This window comes from Arcicella sp. GW822-FHT02H01, assembly GCF_058802005.1.
Genome location: NZ_JBXANT010000005.1, coordinates 105,840 through 130,494 on the forward strand (window position 1 = coordinate 105,840; position 24,655 = coordinate 130,494).

The following is a 24,655-nucleotide window of genomic DNA, read 5'->3' on the forward strand; positions in this document are numbered from 1 at the left end:
ATTATATAAAATAATGTCTTTATTTCGATAAAAGATTTGCATTACTAATTCCTTTTTTAATAAAACAGTATTAACCATTTCAGTTTGATGTATTAGGATGAAATTATCGCCGTTTACTAAAGTTGGGGGTAACCCTTGTTTCAAAAAGCCTTATGCTTACTTACAACAGCCTTTAGGTTTGACATAAAAGAGCATTTAATCTTTTTATTATTTTGAAAAATATGTCCTTAATTTATTTATAATTGATACATATTTTTACAGGGGCTTTTTCTTATAAATTATACCATTGCCATAAATAGTATTAATTATCTAAATGTATTCTCATTTTTTAGAATTATTTAGCTTTAATTTTTGCTTCAAAAACCGAATTCCTTTTTGCCTCAAAACCTGGTAATAATATAATAGAATCACAGGCTTCTTTTATGACTGTACTTCCAGATTCAATTTGACCACTTTCTTCTAAATATCTTACTGCACCACAAACTGTTGGCATTGTTAAATTTGTGTAAAGCCATGTTGAAGTACTACCATCTTTAAAAATTGCCTTAATACCATATTTATAGCTTCTTTCATAAATAACATCATAATCGGATAGTTCTCTAGTATCGCCACTTACGGTTTTCCATGTTCCTAATTTTCCCGTAGGATCAACACTTACGTCTGATTTTAAAATCACAAATTCAAGTACTTCATTTGAGGCTGAAATTACATTATAGTCCCACTTTAAATTAACACTAGGGTCAATCCTCGACAAACTCCCATTAAAAATGGTGAATTGAGGCTTGGCAACCAATACAGATGGAACGTTGATTTTTAAGGTATCGCTGTTTTTATTACCTGTTGAATCAATTGCCTCTATAATATAAGTTATTAAACCTCCATTGCTTAGATTTGAATCTACATAGATATTTGAAGTAGGTTGGTCAGGTGTCAGCCATTTTGTTAAACTTGTATTAATAGTATCAACTTTTCTTCTTAATTCATGAGAAGCAACATCGTCACTAGGGCTTTTATATATAAAAAACTCTACTTTACCATGATTATTAACCTTATAGTTACTAAATGAAGGCTTAATAGGGGGTGTTCTATCGGGTCTCTGTAAAACACCAGGCAAAGATAATTTTGAAGGATTAAATTGTTTATCTATAGCCATTATATAGTATAAAATTTTCAGGTTTTCTACTTTAATTGTATCTACAAATATAGTCTTCTTTGAAATGGTAGTATCTGAAATAACAACAGGAACACTGCCAGGTATTGAGCGGAAAATTTTATATCCTAGTAAATCTGTTTCAGTATTAGCATTCCAAGTAACTGTTGCTGTTTTCCTAGTATCATCCCAAATGGCTTTAACATTAACAGGGATGTTCGGAGCAAGTGTATCTACTCCTTGAATTAAGACAGGGAATGATGTAAACTCTTCTCCTGTTTTAGTTTTCCCAATTATAACATAATAGGCAGATTTTGTAGTATTACTTGCACTGGTATTATTATTTACAATTGCTGTTCTTTTTGTCGAGTCTAAGCTCTGAATTCCAGCGATTGTTGGCACTTTTTGATATGTAACATTTTGAGTTAATGTCTCTGCACGACCTACAGAAAATGATTTAAAGTGATTTGGTAAAGCTTTTGAAGGAAGGCTCCATTTTAACTCTACTTGATTATTAGCAAGTAACGTATTGCTAATAATCGTAGGAAAGTATCTTGAATCATCTTCGCATTTCCCACTTACAGTTTGAAGTGCTGCAATTTCATCATCAAAATATGTCTTACCAATTAATCTATATATGTATTTTTTACCATTTTGTAAAATGGTATTGGCTTGTGTAGTGTCTTGATCAATAAATATTAAAGTATCTGATTTTGATGTAGTCGAAATAAAAGGTAAGTTATTTAATCTTACAAAATTAGTTGTATCTAATTGAGAAGCTCTTTCTATGTAATATCCATAGTATAAGTCTTGATAAGCGTTAGTAGCTCCTGATTTCTTCCAACGCCATTTTAATTCCACTTTTTTATTTCCAAATTTCGCTATTGGTGTAGGGGGTGCTTGAAGAACCGCAGCAATTTGTTGGCCAGCAGCTACTCTAGCCTGTTTGGCTTTTTGAATATTGGCTGGTGTTTGAGCAATCAAGAAAATATTTTCAACAGTAACAGTTAGAGAATAGATGCCTATAGCATCTGGAGGATTTGCTTCTCGAATAATATAATCATAAACAATGTTAGGTTCAGCTGTATCATCAATGATGCCTAATCCCGCATAACATGCTCCTTTATATGAAATTGCAGAAGCAACCATTGTACCAAAATGTCGATTACTAACTTCTACTTTGGGAGAGATTATGCTAGGGTCTGGATATAACTCATTTTTTGTTCCAAAAATCGCCATTTTCATAGCAACACAAGCACTTCTTTCAACAGGAGTACTTAAATTTAATGATCCATCTGTTAGTTTACTAATATCTGGTTTTGCTGTAAAATATCTTTCTGCTGTTGTACTTCCACTACGTCTTCTTTCTACAATGAACCCATAATCAAGATAACGTTTCCAAACATTTTCTATATAGTTTCCATTATTTGAATTATAAATAGAGGTATCACCAGTAATTACCCATCTAAGTTTAATTTTTCCGCCTTGAGCAGCCAGAGCTTTAGCTGAAATTGTACTTTGTTGAGCCTTCATTGAAAATTGCAAAAAAAATAAAAAGGTAATCAAGAGACCGATGTATAACTTACTTTTTTTCCTGAATATTAAGTGTATTTTTATCATTGACTTATACGGTTTAATTTCCTGATGCTAGTTGAGGACAATTATTCTCATCTCCAATATTAATTTTTAATGACTCTCTCATTGTAACAAAAAGTAAAGTAACTTCTACTACTGCAGTACCAGTGAAATAAGTTGGTGCTGGAGCTCCACCTTCTAATAATACGCCAACACCTGCTCCTAATATAGGTACACCTGCAATTCCTATCTCACCACTAACATACGCATAAGCCCTCCCTTTTGCTGTTGCTACACCACAATTCCCTTTAGTAGTATAAAGAATATCCAAACCTACACCAACATTACCTTCAGCATAGAGAGGGCCAGCACTTACTCTTATTTTAGCATCGAAGTTTAATCCAAAAGCAAAGCCTTTTCCAGATTCTATATCGGTTAATTTTGTAGCACTAGAACTAGAAGATCTCAATATTCCTTTAGCGTCTTGCGTTAATCCAAAAAAAGCAGCAGCATTATTTGACAAAGGTGGTAAGTAGGCTGGAATATTTGCCCCAATCATCAAGTAAGCCTTAGATTCAATATATGATTGAGCTAATGGTTGGGGTAAATCTCTTATCGCTAATCCTACTGGGTTTTCTGAGGTACCTACATGAATATACCATAAACCCTTTCCTGCATGGATTAGCATACGACCTGCTAAATTCTTTTTAGAAATATCTGTACTCCCATCATTTATACCTTTTAAATAGCCAATATTTACATAAAGATCTGCCTGAGCATCAAAGGTTCCCTCTTGGAAATTTAATAATATTCCAACTCGTGCCGATAATGGACCTGTCATGGGAGAATCAAAAATAGTTTCTGTTGTTGGCGTTTTCACTAATTTATCTTCCATTTGAGTATGACTAGATATACCATTACGATTAGGTTCCTTATCAAACTCATGATTAGCCTCAGCTTTTTTTGTTGCTCCCTCATTGGCAATATTTACTAAATCGTTATCAATATCAGCCATTAATTGAGCCTGTGCATAAATTCCCAAACTGGCTAAACCACCCCCACTTGAAAAAACCATTTCTATACCGCCATACCCATCAAATGAACCTTTGGGTAATGGGTCTGTAACTGATAAATTTACACCTGCCTTAAAGCCAAAACTTGTAGTATTACTATAAACGTAGGTTTGTCCTGTTGAACAACTTGTTTTAAAACCTGTGCCATTACCTGACCCATTGGTGGGTTTCATATGATAGAAAATACCCCCTGCAAAACCATCTATAACAATAGGCCCACCAACTGGAATAACTGTTGGCAAATTCTTTACTGAACCGGCAACATAAAAGTAATTATCATTTGAAGTAGTGCTTCCAAATTCGGCTTCAGCACAAACAGTCATATCCCCAAGACTTTTCAAAACTAATTCTGCTTTACCCCTAAACCCTTTTTTGGTAATACCTGATTGTCCTAAGACGGGTTCGTTATCATAAAGTTCTAGCTCTCCCAATATTGCGAAAGCCGATAAATCACCTTTAAGTCCGATTTTAATAGGCTTTGCAATCTCCTTAAATTTCCAATCTCCATCAGTGTTTTGTTGGGCTCTGACTGTTACTCCAATTGTTCCACCAACACCCTTAGATCCACCCGCCTCAGTATTTTCACCAACTAAGGATACTTGCGCTTCTAAATATAAATCTGCTACAGTTGCTTGATTTCCACCATTTGCACAGGAGGTTTTTAGACCTAATTTTGTTATACTAACAGGGAAATTTGCAACTCCTGCTTTACCTTTTAGCTCAAAACTTTTTACACAGATTGGATCTGGACCAGTGTTTAGCTTCAAACCGATGAATTCAATTTGTTCTAATCTAATTACCCCACCCGTAGCAGTATATTGACCGTCCAGACTAGTAGATACTGTTAATTTTCCTGATAGATTTGCTTCTGGTTTAAACTCATCATTAACGACCTCAAGTTTAATCTCAGAACCTTCATATATTGTACCTCTTGCTTTAAATAAATCAAAATCAATATCTTCAGCATTAGCAACTTTTACACCGTATTTTAAGCCAGAAACTATACTGGGATCTTGCCCAGTCAAAGGTTCATTTTTTTCTATGTATCCACTATATAATAAAGTCGTTTTCTTTGAAATTGGTAAACGTAATTGACCAGCGAATGCTCCTTCAGTTAAAGTATTTTGAACAATTCCTACTTTTATCCTATCCAGCGACATCGCCCAACCAGAGGCACTTCCTTCATTGATTGAAAAGATTGGGGTATTGGCGTCTATAACTCCAGTAAATCCTGTCTTGTCAATTAAGGCATTAAATACGCTTAGCGAAGTTCTGGCACTAGAGTTTTTCTTTTTAAATTGCTTGGGTAAATAAACCGTAAAGTTTTGGATGTATACACCCTGCCATGCAGAGGTTTGGTCTCCCTTATACCCACCTGGAAAACCCATTAATTCTGGATTATCTGAATTACTAAGGTCAAAAGACGCATTGACAACTTTGAATGCAAAACCTGAGGCACTTGGACTAGCAAAGGGAGTTTTAAAAGTAAGAGACCCAACTAAATTATCAACGCCATTTTTTATTTTAGCTTTAAATGCACAAGTTACACGTCCTTCAGTAATAGGTTCAAGTGTTGCTTCTGTAAGTGGAATAATGGTTTTTCTAGGGATTAAAACCTCTGCTATAATTTGAGCCTCCGTAAAATTTCCACAATCTACTTGAGCATAAGTTTGATTAGGATCCGTTATTTGCCCTGCTTGATTTAAACCATTCGCCCCTTTAATAATTACAGTATAACTATCTTGAGAATCTACAATCGGAACATCTCCTAATAAAACAGCTTTGAACGAACTAATACCTCCTGCACGCGTAAAACGTACTTTTTCTGCACCAAAATATAAGATTTTCTCTTTGTTGTTCGAGCCTGAAGCAGGCAATGACATTCTTACATAAAGCGTTAGTTCGGCATATTGGGCATAAAACTCTGCTCTAGATACAGCAACTTCTACATTGCCAGAGGTGCCCAATTTCTTTTTAAAGCCTATAGGAAGTTGAAGCATATCTTTTTCCAAAAGGTCTTCTAAATAACGCCCTGACTTATCTAATTCAGAAAATACTCCTGTGGCCTTCAAACGCTCATCAACGGCTCCTTCACTTACATAAGCAGCATCAATATCATTCTCAGGAGATACTAAGTGCCTATTAGCAGCAAATGATGTCCGATTGATAACAGAGACTACTTTTGAAGTCTTTGATTTGACAGAAGATTTTTCATCTCCTTTGTTTCTATGAGCATATATATTTTGTATGCCTATTAGTAGCAATAGGTATACAAATAAATATATTCTAAAGTGTAGTTTTAGTATCATTAATTAATTTTAGGTGGTTTTAACTGTTTAATTTTCCTCTATTTTGTAAAAACTATAGACATCAAGTGAAAATTTTGCTAATGTTATAGAATTAATAACAGTTGTAATTTTGGTACTGACTTTATTAATCATAAGTCTTAAGCCAGAAAAACTAAATTTAGTAATTTTCCTTCCGAACTTTTTGAGATAATAATTTCTTCATTACAAGCCATTACTATTAACATAATAGGCAGGTAGAAAAGGATGATTTTGGTGAACGTAGATTTCATGGTTGGATCATTTTTTTGTTTTTTAGGATATTTTTCACAAAACCTCCCAAACATCTATACTGGTATCTTCCAAAATTTTACTAAAGAGACTACTGGTTTCTAATTCTGTATCTTGAAGACTACCTAAATTCCCTTCCTGAATAAATGCTTGCCCATCATGGCTTGACATCTCATAAAGCATTTTTCCATCTTTATAACATGAAATACTAAAAGCCATCGAAGTTTCATAAACTCTAAAAATAATAATGGTTTGCCCATCTTTAGTAGTATCTATGCTGTCTAAATCCTCTTCTTCTACAAATACTACTGCACCGTTTGTTTGAAAAATGATTTCTACACAATCCTCATCAAAATCTGCTCCGAAAAAATCATTTACTAACTCTTTTTCACTCCCATAAACATGGGTACATACAAATCCTGTCTTGTTCATTTTTCTGTATTAAATAGTTGATTTACTTTTTCAATATAACCTAAAAGGCGTTTTTGCTTTTCACTCGCTTTATTAGTATTTAGCCATGGTATTATAAAGGAATCAAACCAGTCGAAAACTCGTTGATTATTAAAGTATTTAGCAACTATATATGTGCGTAAGTATCCATTACCATCAACACAAAAAATTCCTGCAATATAATTATCAAGGTCTTCACATTCCAATAATTGTTGATTAAGGTCTTCAATAGTTAAGCTTAAAAAATCTTGTATCTCTTTACTATAAAAGTATTCTTTGATGATTGTCGCTGCCACTTCAATATCAGATTCTTGTAGAACTATTACTTCATTTGCAACATCAAGCATTTCTTTTGGGAGTGCCAAAAAAGGAGAGCTTTTAGTTGAGCTTACAAAATGAGTTCTGATAGTATGGTGCTCCATTGCAGGCTTCTTTTCTACTACTTCCTGAACTATCTTTTCTACCAATGTGATTTTTTTTTCAAACCACAAGCTACTGATTTTAAATGGCATGTGATGAGTATCAAAAAACAACAAAGCTGTTATTAATACTTCTTCTTTCATTCTTGTATAGATAATACCATTATCGTGTATCAAGGCCTCGAAGCCTTCCGTTTCTTCAAAAAAGGAAAAGTATTTACGGCATTTTTTCTTGAAAAGTGTTTTGTTTGTCATTTTCGAGTAATATTTTGTAAGTTATCCATTGCTTTGCCAAATCCATCAACACTCCAAATTTTGTAGAATTGTTGATGTTTAATAATTTGAGTTTGAGGTAGCCTAAATATCTGATTATTGGGTGAATAAATAGATTCTTGTATCGTTGACCTTACTGTCATTTCCCCTTTTCCTGTAAGTGTAAGTCCACTTTTTTGTGCATCCGTCAAGCTTGTACTACGTGAGGCTTTAGCTTCTAAGATGATAGAGTTATCAAAATCAATATCAGTGATAATACCATTGGTATTTTTATCTGCTTTCACTAATAAAAAATCAGCAATCATATATTCGTCTCTTTCCACATCTATACCATTTTTTATCTCTTTTATCTTTTTGCCTGTTTTGAGTTGTATTTGATTAAATACTACATAATCATCTAAGTTGATACCAGCGTCTAAAAATAGCTTTTTTGTTGAGGAAATTTTAGCAGCGTCTGTAAAACTAGTAATAATGACATCTTCAAAACCCTTCCCTAATGTGTTAATTTTACTAAAAAATTGGCTGTTTCCCAGCCTTTGTAAAGCAGCTGAATAATTATCTCCAGCTTCTTCAATAAGTGATTTAAAATATTTATAATCAGCAGAAGCCCAATCCAGAGATTCATCACTTTTTTTAATTAGTAAATAGGCTAAATCTAAGGCATCAGCATCATATAAATCTGTTTTAAGGGCACTGATAGATTTAAAACGCTTCTCTAATATAGCAAGGTCTTTAATATCCCAACCACTTACAATTTTATCTTTAATAATTGCTGGCAAATCTGTCCTTTTTAGCCAGTTCACTACTTCTGTATATTCTGCTAATGCCTCTAACTTAGCAATGAAAGAAACCAAAGGGCAATCGTTATGCACAAGAATTCCTTGCTCTCCTACCAAATAATTATGAAGATCTTCAACTTCAAAATTATAAACAGTAAGGGTGGTGTCTTTAATAACTACACTATCAATACTTATTTCATTATTAGGAACACTAATATTGGTATTCCCAGCATAAAGGTTTTGATAGACTAATAATTTATCATCTGCCTTTAGGTTTTCAGCTGCAATATATTGTTTTTTACTGTTTTCATAAAATAAATGGTTAGGTGTGGCACTGGCTACTAAATTTCCTCCAGCATAAATACTGGCAAGAACTGTAGCTTGTCTAACAAACTTACTGAGAACCCTTTTCCATGAATACTGTTTAGTAGTTTGGTCGTAAGCCTTTACTTCATCATTTACAGTGATATTGTCAATGGTTTTAAAACCAGTTTTTGTAATAATAGGAGTATGAGCGGGGAAACATCTGCCAAGACATTTAGCTGCATCATCTGCCATTTTGTCTATCTCATCCATTTGGCTTGACGAAAACTTACCTAATGCTCTAAGATTCTTTAAATTATAAATTGCTTCTAAGATACTTGGAGAAAGAGTGGCAATATCTACTGAAGTACTAATTTCTTTCCAATTATCAGCAAACCAAATAGCATATGGATTCCCAGTGTCTCTAAGGCCTTTTTTAAAATCATCGGTCATCACTAAGTCTAAAGGAGCTTTGGCAAGTTCAATTGTTGCTCCTAATCTTAATAGAATAGCTCCACCTTCTACTAATAATACTTTTGCAGCTCCATAGTATCCTAAAAGCTGCACAGAAAGCAAAGCAGATTGTTTGAATGTATCAAATGCTTTGTCGGTAGCCATTTTATGAACATAAATAGCGGGATAAATTTTATAAGAATCTTCCCCCTGAGTATATACACGAACCGGAGAAAGTGGATTCATCGCTATATTCTGTTTAGCAATAAATAGTGGTGAGTTATTAATTGTATAACAAGCGTCTGTATATAAAAAACAAGTTATGTCAATAAAACCATCATCTCTAAATCCAATTTGACTAAAATATCCTTTTCCCCCACGAATTTCATAAGGCATTTCGCAAATAGTATTATATCGAGTAAAACTACTTGCTTTTCCTATCTTAACAAAAAATGGGATTTGTAATGGGGATGATGGGACATTTCCATATGTCTCCATTAATCGTTTTAATATTTCACAAAAAATGGCATTGCTTTCACCAGTATTTTCGAATACATAACTGCCTAATTTAGAAGCAATAGTAGTTACTAATTTCGGGTCATTTTTAAATGTAGAATAAACCTCTTGTTTATTTTTGAATCCTTCCAGAATATTTAAAATAGCTAGTTCCTCATTTGCACCAACTGTATTGACAGTACAATTCAATAATGATTTTAAATGTTTCCATAATGTTATGTCTGTTACATCAGCAATAACATACTTAGGTATTTTTTCATAAAGTATATCAAGCTTGTTACAATCATTGTTGAAAGCATTATCAATTGCAGTTAAAAAGGTACTTTTACTTTGAACAGAAAATTGAGACCAATCACCCTCTCTTAAGGAATGAATTAATTTAATAACTACGTCGGGGTTATTTAAATCAATATTTAGAGAAAATAGTCTCTTTATTTCATCAATGCATTCTTTTATTCCTGATGGATTTTGTAATCCTTGGGTAGGATTCCTTATTAATTTTTTATTAAAAAAATCATAGGCTACTTGGTTTTGATATAATTTAGACCACTCCAATACCTCTAAGCCATTTTGCCAAATAAAACCAATGTTTTTCTTTGTCAGATTACTTCCAGTAATAAAAGTTTTTGATGATTTTTTGTTTTCATAGTCAATTTCTACTTTATTTAAATCAGCAAGTACAGCCTCAACATAACAGAATAGAATAACCTTTGTAGATTTTGTTTTTATAATTGTAAATTTATTACTTAAAACTTCTATCCAATCTCTTCTAAATTTTTCACCATTTTCAATATTCCCAGATTCATTTAATTTTTCAGATAACTGATTTAGTGCATTTTTTATATCAGTATCTTGCTTTTCAGAATCAGTTGGAGGATATGCTTCATGATACCCCATAAAATATCTTCCTGTTATTACAAATAGTTTAACGTTATTTGTAACATTATTTGCATCAGTATTAAAATTATTAATACTTGTTATTAAGTCAATTTTATCAGAAGGAGCATTGAAAAATGTTGTACCTCCATATGTTGTTGTTTCCTCAAAAAAATTATCACCTGCCTGTACAGATTTGAAATCTATTAAGTAGTCTTCTGCCCTAAGATTCTTTAAATTATCAAGACGTTGAACTAAGATATCAATAGGATTCTTTGGAGTATTGTCTTTATCATCAAGAAAAGCATAAGTTTTTTCTGCCCATGAGAATGGAGTCATCAAAAAAATATAAGCCGTTATTAATAGTATTTTTCTCATATTTTTATTTGTTTAATATAGTTTGGGCTAAGAACAGTTTTAATTGATTTTTAACATACTCTACTGTTATTGTTTGGACTTCATTTTTACTAACCCTATCAGCTATATTATATATTAAGGTTTTTCCATTGTTTTCAGACTTAATGGATGCACCTATTAACTGAATTCTATCTTTTGTAGCATACTTATTATTTAAAGTGATACCGTATTCTTGAAGCAGATAATCTGCCCCCATAGATGTATAATTGTCGAATTTTGTAACAAAATCTTTTAAATCAGTATTATTAGCTTCTACAATTGCATCACTACTATTATCTTCTACGAAGAAAAGATAATTATTGTCTTGGGTAGTATTTCTTGGAGATACCTTACTATTTAAGGCAGTTTTGGTAGAATTATAACCTTCTAATTTTACGGATTTTTGACTAGAAGATTCTGTCCCTAATTTTTTTACTGCCAACCAAATAATATCTGTTACTTTTTCAACTAATTCATCTTCCTGTTTTTTCAAATCTTTCAATTTTGCTTGAGCAGCTTTAAAATCTTTTTCTGCTTGTTCCATACATGTTTTATCTTGTGGGACAGCCTTGGCACAAACATCATATTTCAGTTTAGCATTGTCTAACTCGTCTAACGCTTTTGTATAATTTTCAACCATTTCAGTTGGCAAATTGGCTCTTACATAATTTTTTGTAGCTTCTTTAAAGGCTTTTATTTCTTTATAGTCTTTGTTAATACTGGTTTGTATTAATGTATTGAGTGCATCTGCAACCTCTTTAACAACATCTATCACCTTATCAGCATCGACAATTAAGCCAGCCGCAGGGTTATAAACTGTTATTAATTTATTGTCCGCTCCGCTTTGTAGTTCGTAGCAGTCATTCAACTGGAGATTTGAAAAAGTTGCTAGAATTTCAGCATTAGCCAAATAGGGTATTTGTACACTAGCAGTGCCTGAAAATGTACCATTGCCTGTGCTACTTATAATCTTAGCTTTAAAATCTCCGGCAAAAATTTCATCTCCTTGTCTTAGTACTTTTAATGGTCTTACTCCTGTTGGTGGTGCAGCTATGCTGTTAGGATTACAAGTATAAGCTAATACGTCGCCACATGGAGTACCGTTTAAGGTTACAGAGCTTTCACATTGTTTTCCGTCTTTTGTAATTTGTAAAGTGTATTCACCTTTTTTGGTAGCTGTTAATGTGCTTTCAGTACTTATAATGCCTTCAGGGTCTTTCCAAGAATACGTTGTTGGGCTTACATTCCAGTAAGCAGGCGATACATTATCAACCACTGAAAGTGTTAGGGCACTTGATGAAGCACTTCTGGTTGATGGAAACTTGTAGGTTTCTGTAGTACCACTCATGGCCTTGATTTTTATATTACAATCAGCCACTTGGTTTACTGCAATAACAATAGTACTGGTAGCTGTACAGGTGCTTTCTGTAGCAGTTACCGTATAAGTTCCTGCTGCGGCACTAGTCAAATCTATAATCCTTGGGTTTTGGAGTGTACTTGTAAAGTTATTGGGCCCTGTCCAAGCATAAGTAGCATTTGGAGATGCTAAAGCTTTTAGGTCAAGCGTCTGATATTCAGCAAGAGGAGTATTGGCAGTTATTTTAACATTAAATGCCGTCATAGCCGTATTTACAGCTAATTCTGTGCTTGATGGGCCTTCGCAACTTCCAGCTTTAACAACACAACTAGCTTTGTAAGTAATGCCAGCAGAGGCCGCATAGGTCAACCCTGTTCCTACTGATTGATATGCCCCTCCAGAGGCAGTATTTGCCAACCAATTAACTGTCATATAGGGGCTACAACCAGTAGCTTCGAGGCTTACTTTATTTATGCCACAAACAGCACCACCTACTTTTATAGTTGGTACTGGTAAATTAGCGGCAGTAACTGTATTCAGTGTAATAGTAAGTGGTAATACACTACGGCAAGCATTTTCTTCCGTAAGTGGCGTAGTGGATTTATAAGCTAACTCATACACTTGTAATGTTTTAATGCCTACAGCAGATGTTACAGGATTATAGTAATCAGCAACTGTCTTATTTGGGTCTACCCAAAGTAAACCATTACTACCATTACTTTTAGTAGGTGTAATGGCAGTAGCCACCATGTTATTACAAAATGTGTACTCCTTTTGAGTAAGTAATGGTGTTGGCGGTGCGGGTATTACGGTTAATGCTATGTCTTTCCCCGAACTTGAACAACCTAAACTTTGTATATTTTCTTTGTATAGTTGTCGAATCTTATAAATGCCTGATTTGTCAGGAAGGAAATTTACATCATCAAATACTTTATTTTCTGGGTTTGTTACTTGCAATGCCATCACTCCAGTTAAAGCATAATTCATAGGATTGTTTATCGTTGCTAAATTTGCCAAACTAATAGATGACCCTTGGCAAATGGTTAAGTTGGTAGCATTTACAGTAGCGTTTGGAATGAACAATAAGCTTACTTTTACTCTAGCACTGGTTTCTTTATCAGTACCTTGTATCTTAGTAGAGACATAAAATTCTTTTTTACCAATATTTGCGATGGTATTTATTATATCTTCTTGTAATCTTAGGGTATCTCCACCAGTAGCATTAGCGTACCATTTCACATCACAAAAGGGTTGATTACACTTCACCTGTTCTTTTATTTGTTCTATTGATGATGCACAAATAGCCATATTTGGAACAATCGGAGTCTCAGGAATTGTTTTTGTTCCCACTGTGACATTAATTGGACTTGAGAGTGTTTCACAAGAACCATATTTCATATAAACCTTATACTTACCAGGTGCTATTGCTTTTGTATCAATAGGTTCACCGTCAACATAACCACTATTCTCTGAAATGGATAACCACTGCGTAGTAGTTGGTAATGTAGATTGTGTAAGTGGAATTATAGCATAATAAAAAGGCTTTTTCCCTCCAACAAACGACATTGTTACTACATCTGGCGTCTCTGTGCTTACTGTTGCAGCAGTAACAAATTGAAGCATAGGTGATTTGGTTACTTCTTTTGACATATTACAGCCTTTGGAATCTTTTATTTTAAAAATGTAAGGAGGAACTTCTCCATATTTATTACTTTGTACAATAAATTTACCGTTTGCATCAGCATCTCCTACTTTAGTTTCAGTTGTTCCATTTACTAAATAGAATTGCTTACCAGAGTTCCCTCCGTTTGCAATTAACTCTACGCTAGGAATTTTTTCACCATAACAATTGGGGGCACTTGCTCCTGCATATAATTCCAGTAAGTCTGGTTGCTGAATAACAAACCTTGGACTACTGTATGTACAACCGTCACCTGCTAAATATGAGATTTTATACCGTGGTAGTTGCTCACAAGTTGTGGCATTTGCTTGAGGACCTACACAAGCATCTTGGTATGCTTTAATCGTAGTGGTAGCTGGTAAGCCTGCCAAATTTATTTTATAACTTCTATTAATATCAGTTCCTACACCACTTGTCTTCGTAACATTTTTAATAATATTGTTGTTATCGTCAAGCACTTGGATAGCATTGTTAACAATCTTGGTAAAAAGCTGTTTATTACCCTCAAAAATATTGCCTGTTACAAAATTTGTTGACTGTAAATTGATAACAGCAGAACCAAGATCATTAAAACAATTTACTACATTATCTTGTGAAACAGGATTAGTAAGTATTGCTTGATTAGGCTTATACACTTCAAATTCTTCAGTATAAGCAATACATTTGGTTTCATTATCCAAAAGAAATAATCTCCATCTTGTACCAGATGCTGGAATATTAGCATTTTTAATATTAAATAGCGTCTCTGACACTTTTATGTGCCTTGCAGGAGATTCCGTTTCAGGGCGCTCTTGTATTTCTTTAATTGAATTAGGAGTAAAGGCAAATCCATATCCTCCAGCACCATTTCCACCGCTTCCACTAATTCCTTGAAAGGCTACAAAAGCTGCATCCCAAGAATAAGGTATAGTAACGTCGTTTTTAGCAAGTGCATAACCTGTTAAAGAATTAGCATTTTTTATCTCAAATGTTACTTTTCCTATAGGCACAGCGGCAGTGCTAAGTTCATATTCACAAGGTTGAATAATATTTTTAATAGCAATACTAGGTTTTTTAATTGTCAATATATTAGCAGTACTACTTATTGGTGGACAAGATGTTATACTAGGAGTAATACACTCAACCTTTATCAAAGGATAATTCCAAGTTACAGACCTAACCAGTTGATCTGTTGTTGATAAAACCTGGGGTCTATTGGCCTCTGGATTTTCAGGTGAAACATCATACCATTTATAACCAGTCGTTCCTGTTGGACAACCTTCAACTTTTAAAGTGAAGGCATTTGGGCAGGTTGCTCTAGTTGTTAAATCTCTTATATATGGAGTAGACCCAAAAGGATCTGCAACATTCAATTGAACATTAAAACTAGCCGTACAAGCATTTGTTCCACTCTTTGATATGATTACTTTATAAATACCTTCTTGAGATTTTCTGATATTATATATCTTAGGATTAGCTATATATGCAATGAATCCTTGCCCTAATGGACCTTCCCAATTATAATTATCTCCTCCAGAAGCTGAAAAATCTACTGTCTGTCCAGCACATACATTGATAAGCGTTACAGCAGAAACAGCACATGTATTAATTGTAAGCGCTATACTTGCATTAGCACTACAAGAGCCAGCTAGCCCAGTCACTGTATAAATACCAGCTTTTGTTACACTAAAATTTGAAATTGTAGGATTTTGACTTGATGAGGTAAAACCATCAGGTCCTGTCCAAGTATAACTTGAAGCACCAGAAGCTTGTAAAGTAACAGACTGTCCAGCATTAATATTTATATTTGTTGCTGTGGCTATTACAGTAGGATTAGGCGCTACAGTAAGGATAACTTCACTGGAAGTTATTATTGAACTACAAGGACTAGAAACTAAACAACGATATTTATAACCATTCATTAAAGTTGTGGCATTACTAATAGTTAATGTAGAGGCTGTTTGTCCTGTTATGTTAGTAAAAGTACTGCCTGTACTGACTTGCCATTGATATGTGGGTAAAGATCCTGTTGCAACGATAGTAAAAGTAGTATTTACTCCAGAACAGATACTTAAACTGGTAGGTTGTGTTACAATACTTATTGCTAAATTAACAACTACAGTTACATTAGCACTTTTTAAGGACTCACAACTTATTCCATTTGCCATTTTAATACATTTAGCATAATAATCTGTATTTACTGTAGGAGTAACAGGCATCGTGACAGCACTATTGGTTGAAGCGTTAAACCATGCTAGACTATATGTACCAACACTGCCTGAACAACCAGTTGCTGTTAGAGTAGTTGAATTACCAGCACAAATCGTTGCTCCTGTTACTATTGGAATTGTTGGTGTTTCATTCACAACAACCGTTTTCCCATTAGTTGCAGTACTGGTATTAGAACAATTATTATTGTTAGTAACATGTACAGTATAACTTCCTGAAGTAGTGGCTGTATATGATTGACTATTTGCTCCAGCAATATTAACACCGTCTTTTTTCCACTGATAATTTACCATTCCTGCAATGGCACTTAATACCACACTACCCCCTTGACAAAAAGTAGTAGCCGTTTCAGCAGAAACAGTAGCATCGGGAAGAGGATTCACTACGACATCTATAGTTGCTGAACCTATACAGTTTCTAACATCCGTTACTTCAACCTTATAAGTTCCTGCATCACTTGATTGAATATTAGCAATATTGGGGTTTTGAATACTAGATTTAAAAGTCGTTTCCTTTGTCCAATTATAATTAAGTACTCCCCCTCCCACTAGTGTTGTCGAGCTTTCTGAGGTATTAACAAAAGAAATCCAATTTTTATCCATGTCTGATGGTCTGGTTATTGTCCAAGTACCATTAACAGATGGAAGTGTTATTTCAAAGGTAGTAATGCCCCCTGCTGAAGTAAAATTGCTAATACCAGAGGTACTACCTTGGTCACAAGCTTTATCATTAGTACAATTATTAAAACCACTAAAATTGATACAGGTATTTAATATTGAATCGGGGAGTGTCTTGTTTTTTAATAAAGGTATCCAATCGGGATGCACCATTTCATTTAATTCATACCACCAAGCTTTAGCACATCCATTTTCAATCTTAATAATTGCTTTCTGATTTGGTTGATTTATACTACTGTAACCTATTATTTGACCATCTGTTAATACATTATTTTGACATTTAATACAAGTAGCATTTGTTTTCCCTTTTTGTGTAATAGTTATGGAAGCTGGGGTTGGATTCATAGAACCAGTAATGTTTAACTGAACACTTCTATCAATAGAGGTAAGATTTTCAGCCAGTTTTACTTGAATTGTAGCTTTCCCACTTCCAACATTAGCACTTGCATTAAGATTAAGTAATGTTCCTGCACACTGAATAATAGAACTATTAGTCACAGAAACTACTGGTAATGAATAGTTTGTTACAACAGTGCTTGCTGTTGTTGAACAGCCTTTGTTATTAGTAAATTTTACATTATATATTGTTGGTACTGAGTTAGTTGCTAATACAGAAATATTTTGTTGACTACCAATTACAATATTATTAGTGTTGGTCCATTCAAATTTTGTTGTACCATTATTTATTGGAATGTTAGGAACATCAGTTCGTAGTAAAAACTGTGTTCCTACACAAGCAGGTGTGTTAGTAGCTGAAATAATAGGTATTGGATTTACCTTAAATTTAACGATTTGCTGATTTGTCCATATATAATCATTTGGGTTTTCACCTGTTCTACAAAAAATCTTTATGTATCCATTTTCGGTGGCGTTATAATTGAGGACATATGTATTAATCCCATCAATTGATTCCCATGAACCGTCAATATCTTTGCTTGGTTTTCCATCTAGAAACTCTTGATATGCTGGTTGATAATTGGTATTGCAACCTGTCATCATTAGCTTTAAGGTGCCAGAACCACAGAAATCAGTTTGTCCATTCGGAGTTAAATTAACTACGGAAGGAATGTAACAATCTCCATTAGTGAATACTTCAAACGCTATTTCACTGTAAGAGCTTTCATAAGTAGGATTTTCGCAAGTAACTTTATAAGTAGCAGATTGATTAATTACTTCATTATAAATAGCAGACTGCTTAACGAGAGTATTGTTTTTATACCATTTTGCTTTATTATTATCTGGACAACCATCTACTTCAAGGCTAACCCATCCTTTTTGACAAAATTTATTATATCCATGCGTTGTATTATTGATAATAGTTGGGTTATTAGGGTCACAACCTGAATTATCAACTTTAAAGGTAACTTCATTCCATCCGAATTCAGTATTATCGTTAGGATTAATACACTTTATCCAGATTTTAGTTGTATGTGTAATAGTTCCTTTAATAAAGGAACTTATTCCTGCATTAAGTTCTGTTCCGTCAGTATACCAATGTGCTAAATTATTATTGGGACAACCTGTAACAGCTAAATCAACCCAACCTTTTGTACAAAAAACAGTCTTTTTACCAGGAGTATTATTGATAATAGCTGGAGCGTAATTGCAAGAAGTGTATGAATTAACCGTAAATGTTATCGCTCGTTGTGGCCCTATCAAATCTCCTGTAACTGGACTAATACACTGAAATCTAGCTTCGGTAGTACTGGTTATATTTTCTGAATAATCAGACCCCTGTATTCTACTACCATTTCCAACCCACCATTTTACCTTATTCCCGTCTGGGCAACCACTAGCAGAAACTAAAAATTGCCCATTCCCACAAAATGTTGTTACATTTCCAGGTGTATTATTCACTATCTGTGGGTTTATTTCAAAACATTGATCGTAAGGAATAACCGTGAAATTAATTGTTTCCCAACCTAATCTTTCGGAAGTGTTACACTGATTTTCACAAGATACAGCAAACGTCTGGTTTGAATTAATTGTATGACTATATGTACTCCCGTTCGCTAAAAAATCACCATTTGTATTATACCATTTTGCTTTAGAATTGTCATAGCATCCACTTACAGTTAAATTCACTGTACCATTTGTACAAAAAGTCTTATTACTTACTTGCCCTGTAGAATTATTGGTAATTTGTGGGCCAAAACCTGTCGTAGAGCATAATGACTTATACTCGATAACTATATTATCAGAATTAATTTCTCCTTTAATACCATTTTCACAATTATTTATACATTTTGCATAATATGATCCAGCTCCTGCGTTATAGGTCACCCCTTCACCTAAAGATGTAAAACTACCATCAGATTTATACCATTTAATTGCATAGGCACAATTTGTAGCAGTAAGTTGTGTAGTTGGATTCTCATTATTAACTGTAAGCCTATTCGTAGTGATTATTGGTTTAGTCACGTTACAATCTTGACGAATTATTATTGTAATTTGATTTGACCAATCACTTGTACACTCTTGTTTTGTACATTTAGCCTTGTAAATAGTTGTCACGTTGGGTAGGTCGCTTAATGTATTTCCAATTGTTCCATTATTCCAAGTTATGGCACCATTTAAACAACCAGTTGCAGATATATTTATATTTTCACCAGCATTTATTACTGTTGAGGTAGTAGATATTGTTGGTGGATTTAATACACATGCAACTAGAGTAACTTCATTTGACCAATAAGGTTCGCAATTATTGATTAAACATTTAGCTTTATATTTAGTAGTTAGTGTTGGATTAATGTTTAACGTAGCTCCCATACCCACAGTAGTGGTTGTATCATTAACATTATGCCAACTAATTGAGCTATTTATATCACAACCAGATACACTTAATGTTAAGCCGTTAACTGTTGCAACAGCATTATATGCCGCTAAAGATGATATTGAAAAATCGCTATTATTAGGTAAATCTAAATTATAAATTTCAGTACTAGTTTTATAAAGAATATGTGCATGTAATTTATATATGAAATTCCCATTTCCATCTTTAGCTGAATATTTTTGATATTGCGTGATTGGTATATTTATCTCTGTGCTACCACATCCTCCTAATCCTTTAGCCCCTGTTATAGTCTCAGATTTGTAATGGAGAAGCTTTTCGGTAGAAATATTATAGCAATTATCTGAAATATATTGTGAGGATGGAGTACCATGCAATAATATTTTTATATCCTGTATATCGTTTTCCCTAAAATTTTTAATATTAGCTTTATATACAGCATAGCTAATATTATTTATACAAATTGTCCGATTGTAAGCAACACTTAAACCAAATTTTCCACTACCTGATATCCACCCCTCATTAAAACAATATAATCCTCTGAAAGTATTATTTACGTTAGTTGAATCTAAATTTTGACATTCCTTTAATACATTACTAACATCTATCCTTAAGTTTTCAGACTGACTTCCTACATTATAAGCACTACAATAATATTGAGACTCCTCTATATTTATACTCTTCTCGCCCTTCCAAATAAACTCACTTTTCTCATTAGCTCCTTCAAAACCTCTCAATATTTTAAACGTAGCGTCTTGGGATTCAAATTCAAAATAACCTTTAATTGTAAAATTGGCTGTTTGGTTTTCTGAATTTACAGGTGCTGTACAGTAATCTTCATAATTGCCTCCTGTTTGTACAAATCCATTAGGCATTAAAACTTTAAGTGTGTACTTATACCATTCAGGTAAAAAACGTACTCCATTGTTAATTCCAAAATCAACCCAACTTACCTGTACAGTGAGTTCAAACTCCTCTCCTATCGCTACGCTTTCTTTAGAAGAAACTATTGTAAACATAAAAGGATCTGGCCCTACTAGATGACCTAATTGAGTATTTAGTGGTTTCGGTGTAATTGTTTTTTGGGGTAATGAAGTAAGGAATGTATTTGGATAACCTCTTTTATCTTCGTTTTTAAAAGAGAGCTCTCTTTTTTTATTTTTATTACTCTTCCCCTTTGACTTATTATCTATTTCTACTTTATCTCTAGTTCCATCAATTGGACCTATACTAGATAAATACCTTGATTTTGCTTGAAAACCAAAAATAAGTAGAATTGTAAGGCATAAAAAACCAATGTAGAATTGTTTCATATTATTATTAGGCAGTAGTAAAATTTGAATGGTGTTAGCAAAATATCTAATAAAGACTTAAAATACTTTGATGTTTCAAATTGTATTTCATTCTCTAATTAAAAATCCTTTACAAAAGTATTTAGTTATTTTATTAAAAAAAATACTTCAAAAGTATGATTTTTTGAAGTATTTTCTAATACCAAAGTAGTATAACGCTATTCATTATACGTCAACATTGAATTCACAACTCTTGTTAATCTTCTTTTATTTTTAATTCCTATTTTTTCAGAAATATTATTTTTATGTGTTTTTACAGTATTTATGCTAATAATAAGTTTATCTGCTATTTCTCTTTCTGTCATTTCTTGAGCAAGAAGTTTCCAAATAACTTTTTCTCGTTCAGTTAATAAGTTGAAATTAAAGTGAGGTAAAGCTTGTGTTGCATACCTATGTAGTATTTCTTCATGTTGATTAATATTAGAAAAAATAACCCTCTTGCCTTCAGAAATATTTTTCAAACATCCTTTAAATTCAGATAAACTACATCCATTCTGAATATAGGCATTAGCCTTGGAAGAAAGGAAGCATTTGATGTAAGCAGGATTTTTGGAAAATGAATAAACAATTACTTTAGCGTTAATTTTAATTCTTTCCAATTTCTTAAAAAAGCCTAACCCATTACAGTTTTCTAATTCAGAATCTATTAGTAAATAATCTGGATGAACTTCAAAAATTTTCTCAAATAATTCAGTGCCTTCTGTTATAATGCAAATTACCTCAAAAGGGATTTCGTTATTTATTGTTTTGATTAGTTCTGCCATAAGTAGATTTGAAGAAGCAATCATGAGTGTGGGAGTAATCTTTAACTCCATACTTGTAGTGTATTGTGACATAGGTAGTATATTATTAAGAATAAGGTATATAGATACATATAGATACATAAAAATACAAAAATTATGCTTATTTGTAATATTTCTATATGATAATAATTAAATATTTTTTGACTTTTATCATCGCTATTACATGAGCACCTTAGCAAAATAGCTCTTTACTCTCCAAAATCATACTTAAAAATGACTGAAACAACACTTAATATATATAATAGTATATATTTTATTTTTATTTATATATATATTATTATATATTTGATTTATATTAAAAAAGTTAACTATTGAAACATAAAATCGAATGATTACGACTGAAACTGTACGTAAATTTCTATTTTCTCGCCCCTCTATTAATAGAACTCAACTTGAAAAGGAAGCTCAAATCCCTGCAACTACCATCTACAAAGCTTTAGAAGGTATACAGGCATTTTCAACTAAACATTTAGAAAAATTAGAAGTAGCCATGCGAAATTATGGTTATACAGACTCTACTTTTTCAAAGGCTAGAAGTATTGCAATTATCAATCACAAAGGTGGAGTTGGCAAAACAACATCAACTATAAATTTAGGTAAAGCTCTTGCCTTACTCAAGTACCGCGTTTTATTAGTAGATATGGATTCTCAGGGCAATTTATCTCAATGCTTCGGTGTTCACTCTCCTGAAAAACAAGTAATCACTTCATTGATTTCTCGTGACCCCTTACCTATCCTCGAAATCGAGCCAAATTTGTTTTTAGCACCTTCTGATATTGAAATGGCTACTTATGAGGTAAAGTTAATTACTGAAGTAGGTTCTGAAATGCGATTAGCTAAAAAAATACAAGCCTTAAATGATCAATTTGATTTTATTCTTTTTGACTGCCCTCCTTCGCTTAGCTTAATGACGATTTCAGCGTTAAATGCATCTACTGAATGTATTATTCCTATTCAACCTGAATCATCAGCTTTTAATGGGGTTAAAAACTTACTAGAAAAGATTTCTGCTGTCAGGGAATACACAAATGTTTCTTTAAAAGTAAGAGGTTTTCTATTCACGATGGTTCACTCTAATCAAACTATTCATCAAGTGATGATGGAAAGTGTTGAATCAACTTATCCTACTATCCCTGTATTCAAGAGTGTTATTGAAAATACAACTGTGTTAAAACAAAGCCAATATATGAATCAGGATATTTTCCAATATGACCCAAAGTCAAAAGCTGCAAATTCTTATATGGAACTTGCCCACGAAGTAATTTCAAACGAATAAGGCCATGGCATCTAAAAAAGAGATATTTAAAAAGAGGGCTGTTGAAGTAGCGACTATTCACAACATCCCCAAGCCTGCTCCTATTGGTGGTTTCAATGATGTCGAGCGCATTAAAGGTGCTATTGTAATTATAGATGAATTAAAAAACTTAATTCGTCCTCTTAGCCAAGAACAGTTTACCCAACTTGAGCAAAATTTACTAACTCACGGTTGTCAAGATGCTTTAATTCTTTGGGAAACAACAACGACTGAGCTTCAGCAAGATGATTTAGATACAACCGTTTATGTTTTGGTAGATGGTCATAATAGATATGCCATTTGTCAAAAAAATAAAATAGAATTTAAAATCAATCTTAAAATATTTGATTCAATAGAGAAAGTCAAAGAGTTTATGATTGATTTGCAGTTAGGTCGCCGAAATATTACTCCTGAAGAAGAGTCGTATTTAAGGGGGTTAAAATACAATACTCAGAAAGCTAATAGGGGAGTAGTTTTACAAACACATGACGACAATAAGCCAATTAATGTTGCTGAAAAGCTTGCTGATGAATTTAACGTTAGTGTGCGCACAATAAAAAATGACGGAAAATTTGCAGAGGGCTTATCCAAGCTTAGTAAGCATCTACAGGAACAAGTATTAAGTGGTTCTTCGGTATTGAGTAAAAAGCAAATTCAAACGTTAGCCAATCGCAAAGATATTGGTGTTGAGTCTATTTTAGATTTAAGTGCTCTCAATTTAACTTTAGAAAAATCTAGTAGTACTGCTTTTTCTAGCCCTATTCCACAAGAAACGTTACGAAGTCAAATTATAACGCTCGCTAATAATCTAGCTAAAGAGGCTGATTGTGATTTATTAATAAAAAAAATCTATCAACTTAAATCAGTCCTCTAAACAATATTTCTAAAAGTGCAAGTGTTGCACTTTTAGAAATATTCACAAAAAGATACTATAACAAAAATCCCAAGAAATTTTATATTATACATTTTATAACATCTTTTATGTTCTCTTATTAGCTTTAACTATAACAAAAATCCAAAAAGTGCAACACTTGCACTTTTAAGTTACCAGAATTACTCATAGTATATAAACTATAACAAAATTACCATAAAACACTTTTTTTACATTTTTATAGATATGCAGTATCATTAAACTATTGAACAACTTTAAAAAGCTATATATTCTTTTAGAAAACTAAAAGTGCAAGTGTTGCACTTTTCAAAAACCTTTTCAACTATAACAAAAACACCATCAAAAATAGCATTTAACGCATAGTGACTTTATGAGATTCAGATAATATCACATTCAATTTCTGGTAAAATTGTTATACTTGCTATTTGATTTCATATTATCGTATTAAAAATTATTACAAATTTTTCTTCTTTTAATTGTTCGAAAAAAGAAAAAAAGAAGCAACAATCATCTTTTTTTTCCTCTTTGTTGTTTTTATTCTTTTTATTTTCTTTTTAATGTATTTTCTGACGTTGTAACCTATTGAATTACAGTTGATTATGCGCTTAAATATAACAAATTTACCTGATACTATAACAAATTTACCGAGAACTATAACAAAATTACCTAGTTACTATAACAAAATTACCTAAAAATAGGTTATTATTGCCTCGTAATATAACAAATTTACCAAACCTGTATTTGGGAGATTTCTCTATGAT

General features: G+C 32.8%; 9 protein-coding genes. 2 read left to right on the top strand and 7 right to left on the bottom strand.

Annotated features, from left to right (window positions below; all coding sequences use genetic code 11):
• Positions 1-334: 334 nt before the first annotated feature.
• The 7 genes from AC1RNE_RS22865 to AC1RNE_RS22895 all read right to left on the bottom strand — a co-directional run bounded on the left by AC1RNE_RS22865 (position 335) and on the right by AC1RNE_RS22895 (position 21,669).
• Entirely contained in the window at positions 335-2,770 is a 2,436-nt protein-coding gene (locus AC1RNE_RS22865; RefSeq protein ID WP_492804481.1) for a fibronectin type III domain-containing protein, read from the bottom strand.
• 13 nt (positions 2,771-2,783) lie between these two features.
• On the bottom strand, positions 2,784-6,107 hold the full coding sequence (locus AC1RNE_RS22870; protein WP_492804482.1) for a hypothetical protein: 3,324 nt from the start codon (positions 6,105-6,107) through the stop codon (positions 2,784-2,786).
• A 303-nt stretch (positions 6,108-6,410) separates the two neighbouring features.
• A complete protein-coding gene (locus tag AC1RNE_RS22875; RefSeq protein WP_492804484.1) occupies positions 6,411-6,806 on the bottom strand; it encodes a hypothetical protein in 396 nt (131 codons plus the stop codon).
• A complete protein-coding gene (locus tag AC1RNE_RS22880) occupies positions 6,803-7,387 on the bottom strand; it encodes a hypothetical protein (protein WP_492804486.1) in 585 nt (194 codons plus the stop codon). The genes AC1RNE_RS22875 and AC1RNE_RS22880 overlap by 4 nt, the downstream gene beginning before the upstream one ends.
• A 107-nt stretch (positions 7,388-7,494) precedes the next feature.
• On the bottom strand, positions 7,495-10,821 hold the full coding sequence (locus tag AC1RNE_RS22885) for a Hint domain-containing protein (protein WP_492804487.1): 3,327 nt from the start codon (positions 10,819-10,821) through the stop codon (positions 7,495-7,497).
• Between the two features lie 4 nt (positions 10,822-10,825).
• Positions 10,826-20,866, bottom strand: a complete 10,041-nt coding sequence (locus AC1RNE_RS22890; protein ID WP_492804488.1) for a DUF8696 domain-containing protein — start codon at positions 20,864-20,866, stop codon at positions 10,826-10,828.
• 197 nt (positions 20,867-21,063) lie between these two features.
• Positions 21,064-21,669, bottom strand: coding sequence for a LuxR C-terminal-related transcriptional regulator (locus AC1RNE_RS22895; protein ID WP_492804490.1), 606 nt, complete (start codon positions 21,667-21,669; stop codon positions 21,064-21,066).
• Positions 21,670-22,036: 367 nt separating this feature from the next.
• On the opposite strand from AC1RNE_RS22895, the gene AC1RNE_RS22900 reads away from it, so the two are divergent.
• The gene (locus AC1RNE_RS22900; protein WP_492804492.1) at positions 22,037-22,984 is read left to right on the top strand and encodes a ParA family protein; all 948 of its coding nucleotides are present in this window, start codon (positions 22,037-22,039) and stop codon (positions 22,982-22,984) included.
• 4 nt (positions 22,985-22,988) lie between these two features.
• Complete coding sequence (locus AC1RNE_RS22905) at positions 22,989-23,876, top strand: hypothetical protein (protein WP_492804493.1); 888 nt, start codon at positions 22,989-22,991, stop codon at positions 23,874-23,876.
• Positions 23,877-24,655 lie beyond the last annotated feature (779 nt).

What these genes read in the sequence shown, in the direction of transcription:
- AC1RNE_RS22865 (WP_492804481.1), bottom strand. Translation starts at nt 2,770, where the DNA reads ATGATAAAAATACACTTAATATTCAGGAAAAAAAGTAAGTTATACATC.
- AC1RNE_RS22905 (WP_492804493.1), top strand. Translation starts at nt 22,989, where the DNA reads ATGGCATCTAAAAAAGAGATATTTAAAAAGAGGGCTGTTGAAGTAGCG.
- AC1RNE_RS22885 (WP_492804487.1), bottom strand. Translation starts at nt 10,821, where the DNA reads ATGAGAAAAATACTATTAATAACGGCTTATATTTTTTTGATGACTCCA.
- AC1RNE_RS22870 (WP_492804482.1), bottom strand. Translation starts at nt 6,107, where the DNA reads ATGATACTAAAACTACACTTTAGAATATATTTATTTGTATACCTATTG.
- AC1RNE_RS22875 (WP_492804484.1), bottom strand. Translation starts at nt 6,806, where the DNA reads ATGAACAAGACAGGATTTGTATGTACCCATGTTTATGGGAGTGAAAAA.
- AC1RNE_RS22900 (WP_492804492.1), top strand. Translation starts at nt 22,037, where the DNA reads ATGATTACGACTGAAACTGTACGTAAATTTCTATTTTCTCGCCCCTCT.
- AC1RNE_RS22880 (WP_492804486.1), bottom strand. Translation starts at nt 7,387, where the DNA reads ATGAAAGAAGAAGTATTAATAACAGCTTTGTTGTTTTTTGATACTCAT.
- AC1RNE_RS22895 (WP_492804490.1), bottom strand. Translation starts at nt 21,669, where the DNA reads ATGGCAGAACTAATCAAAACAATAAATAACGAAATCCCTTTTGAGGTA.
- AC1RNE_RS22890 (WP_492804488.1), bottom strand. Translation starts at nt 20,866, where the DNA reads ATGAAACAATTCTACATTGGTTTTTTATGCCTTACAATTCTACTTATT.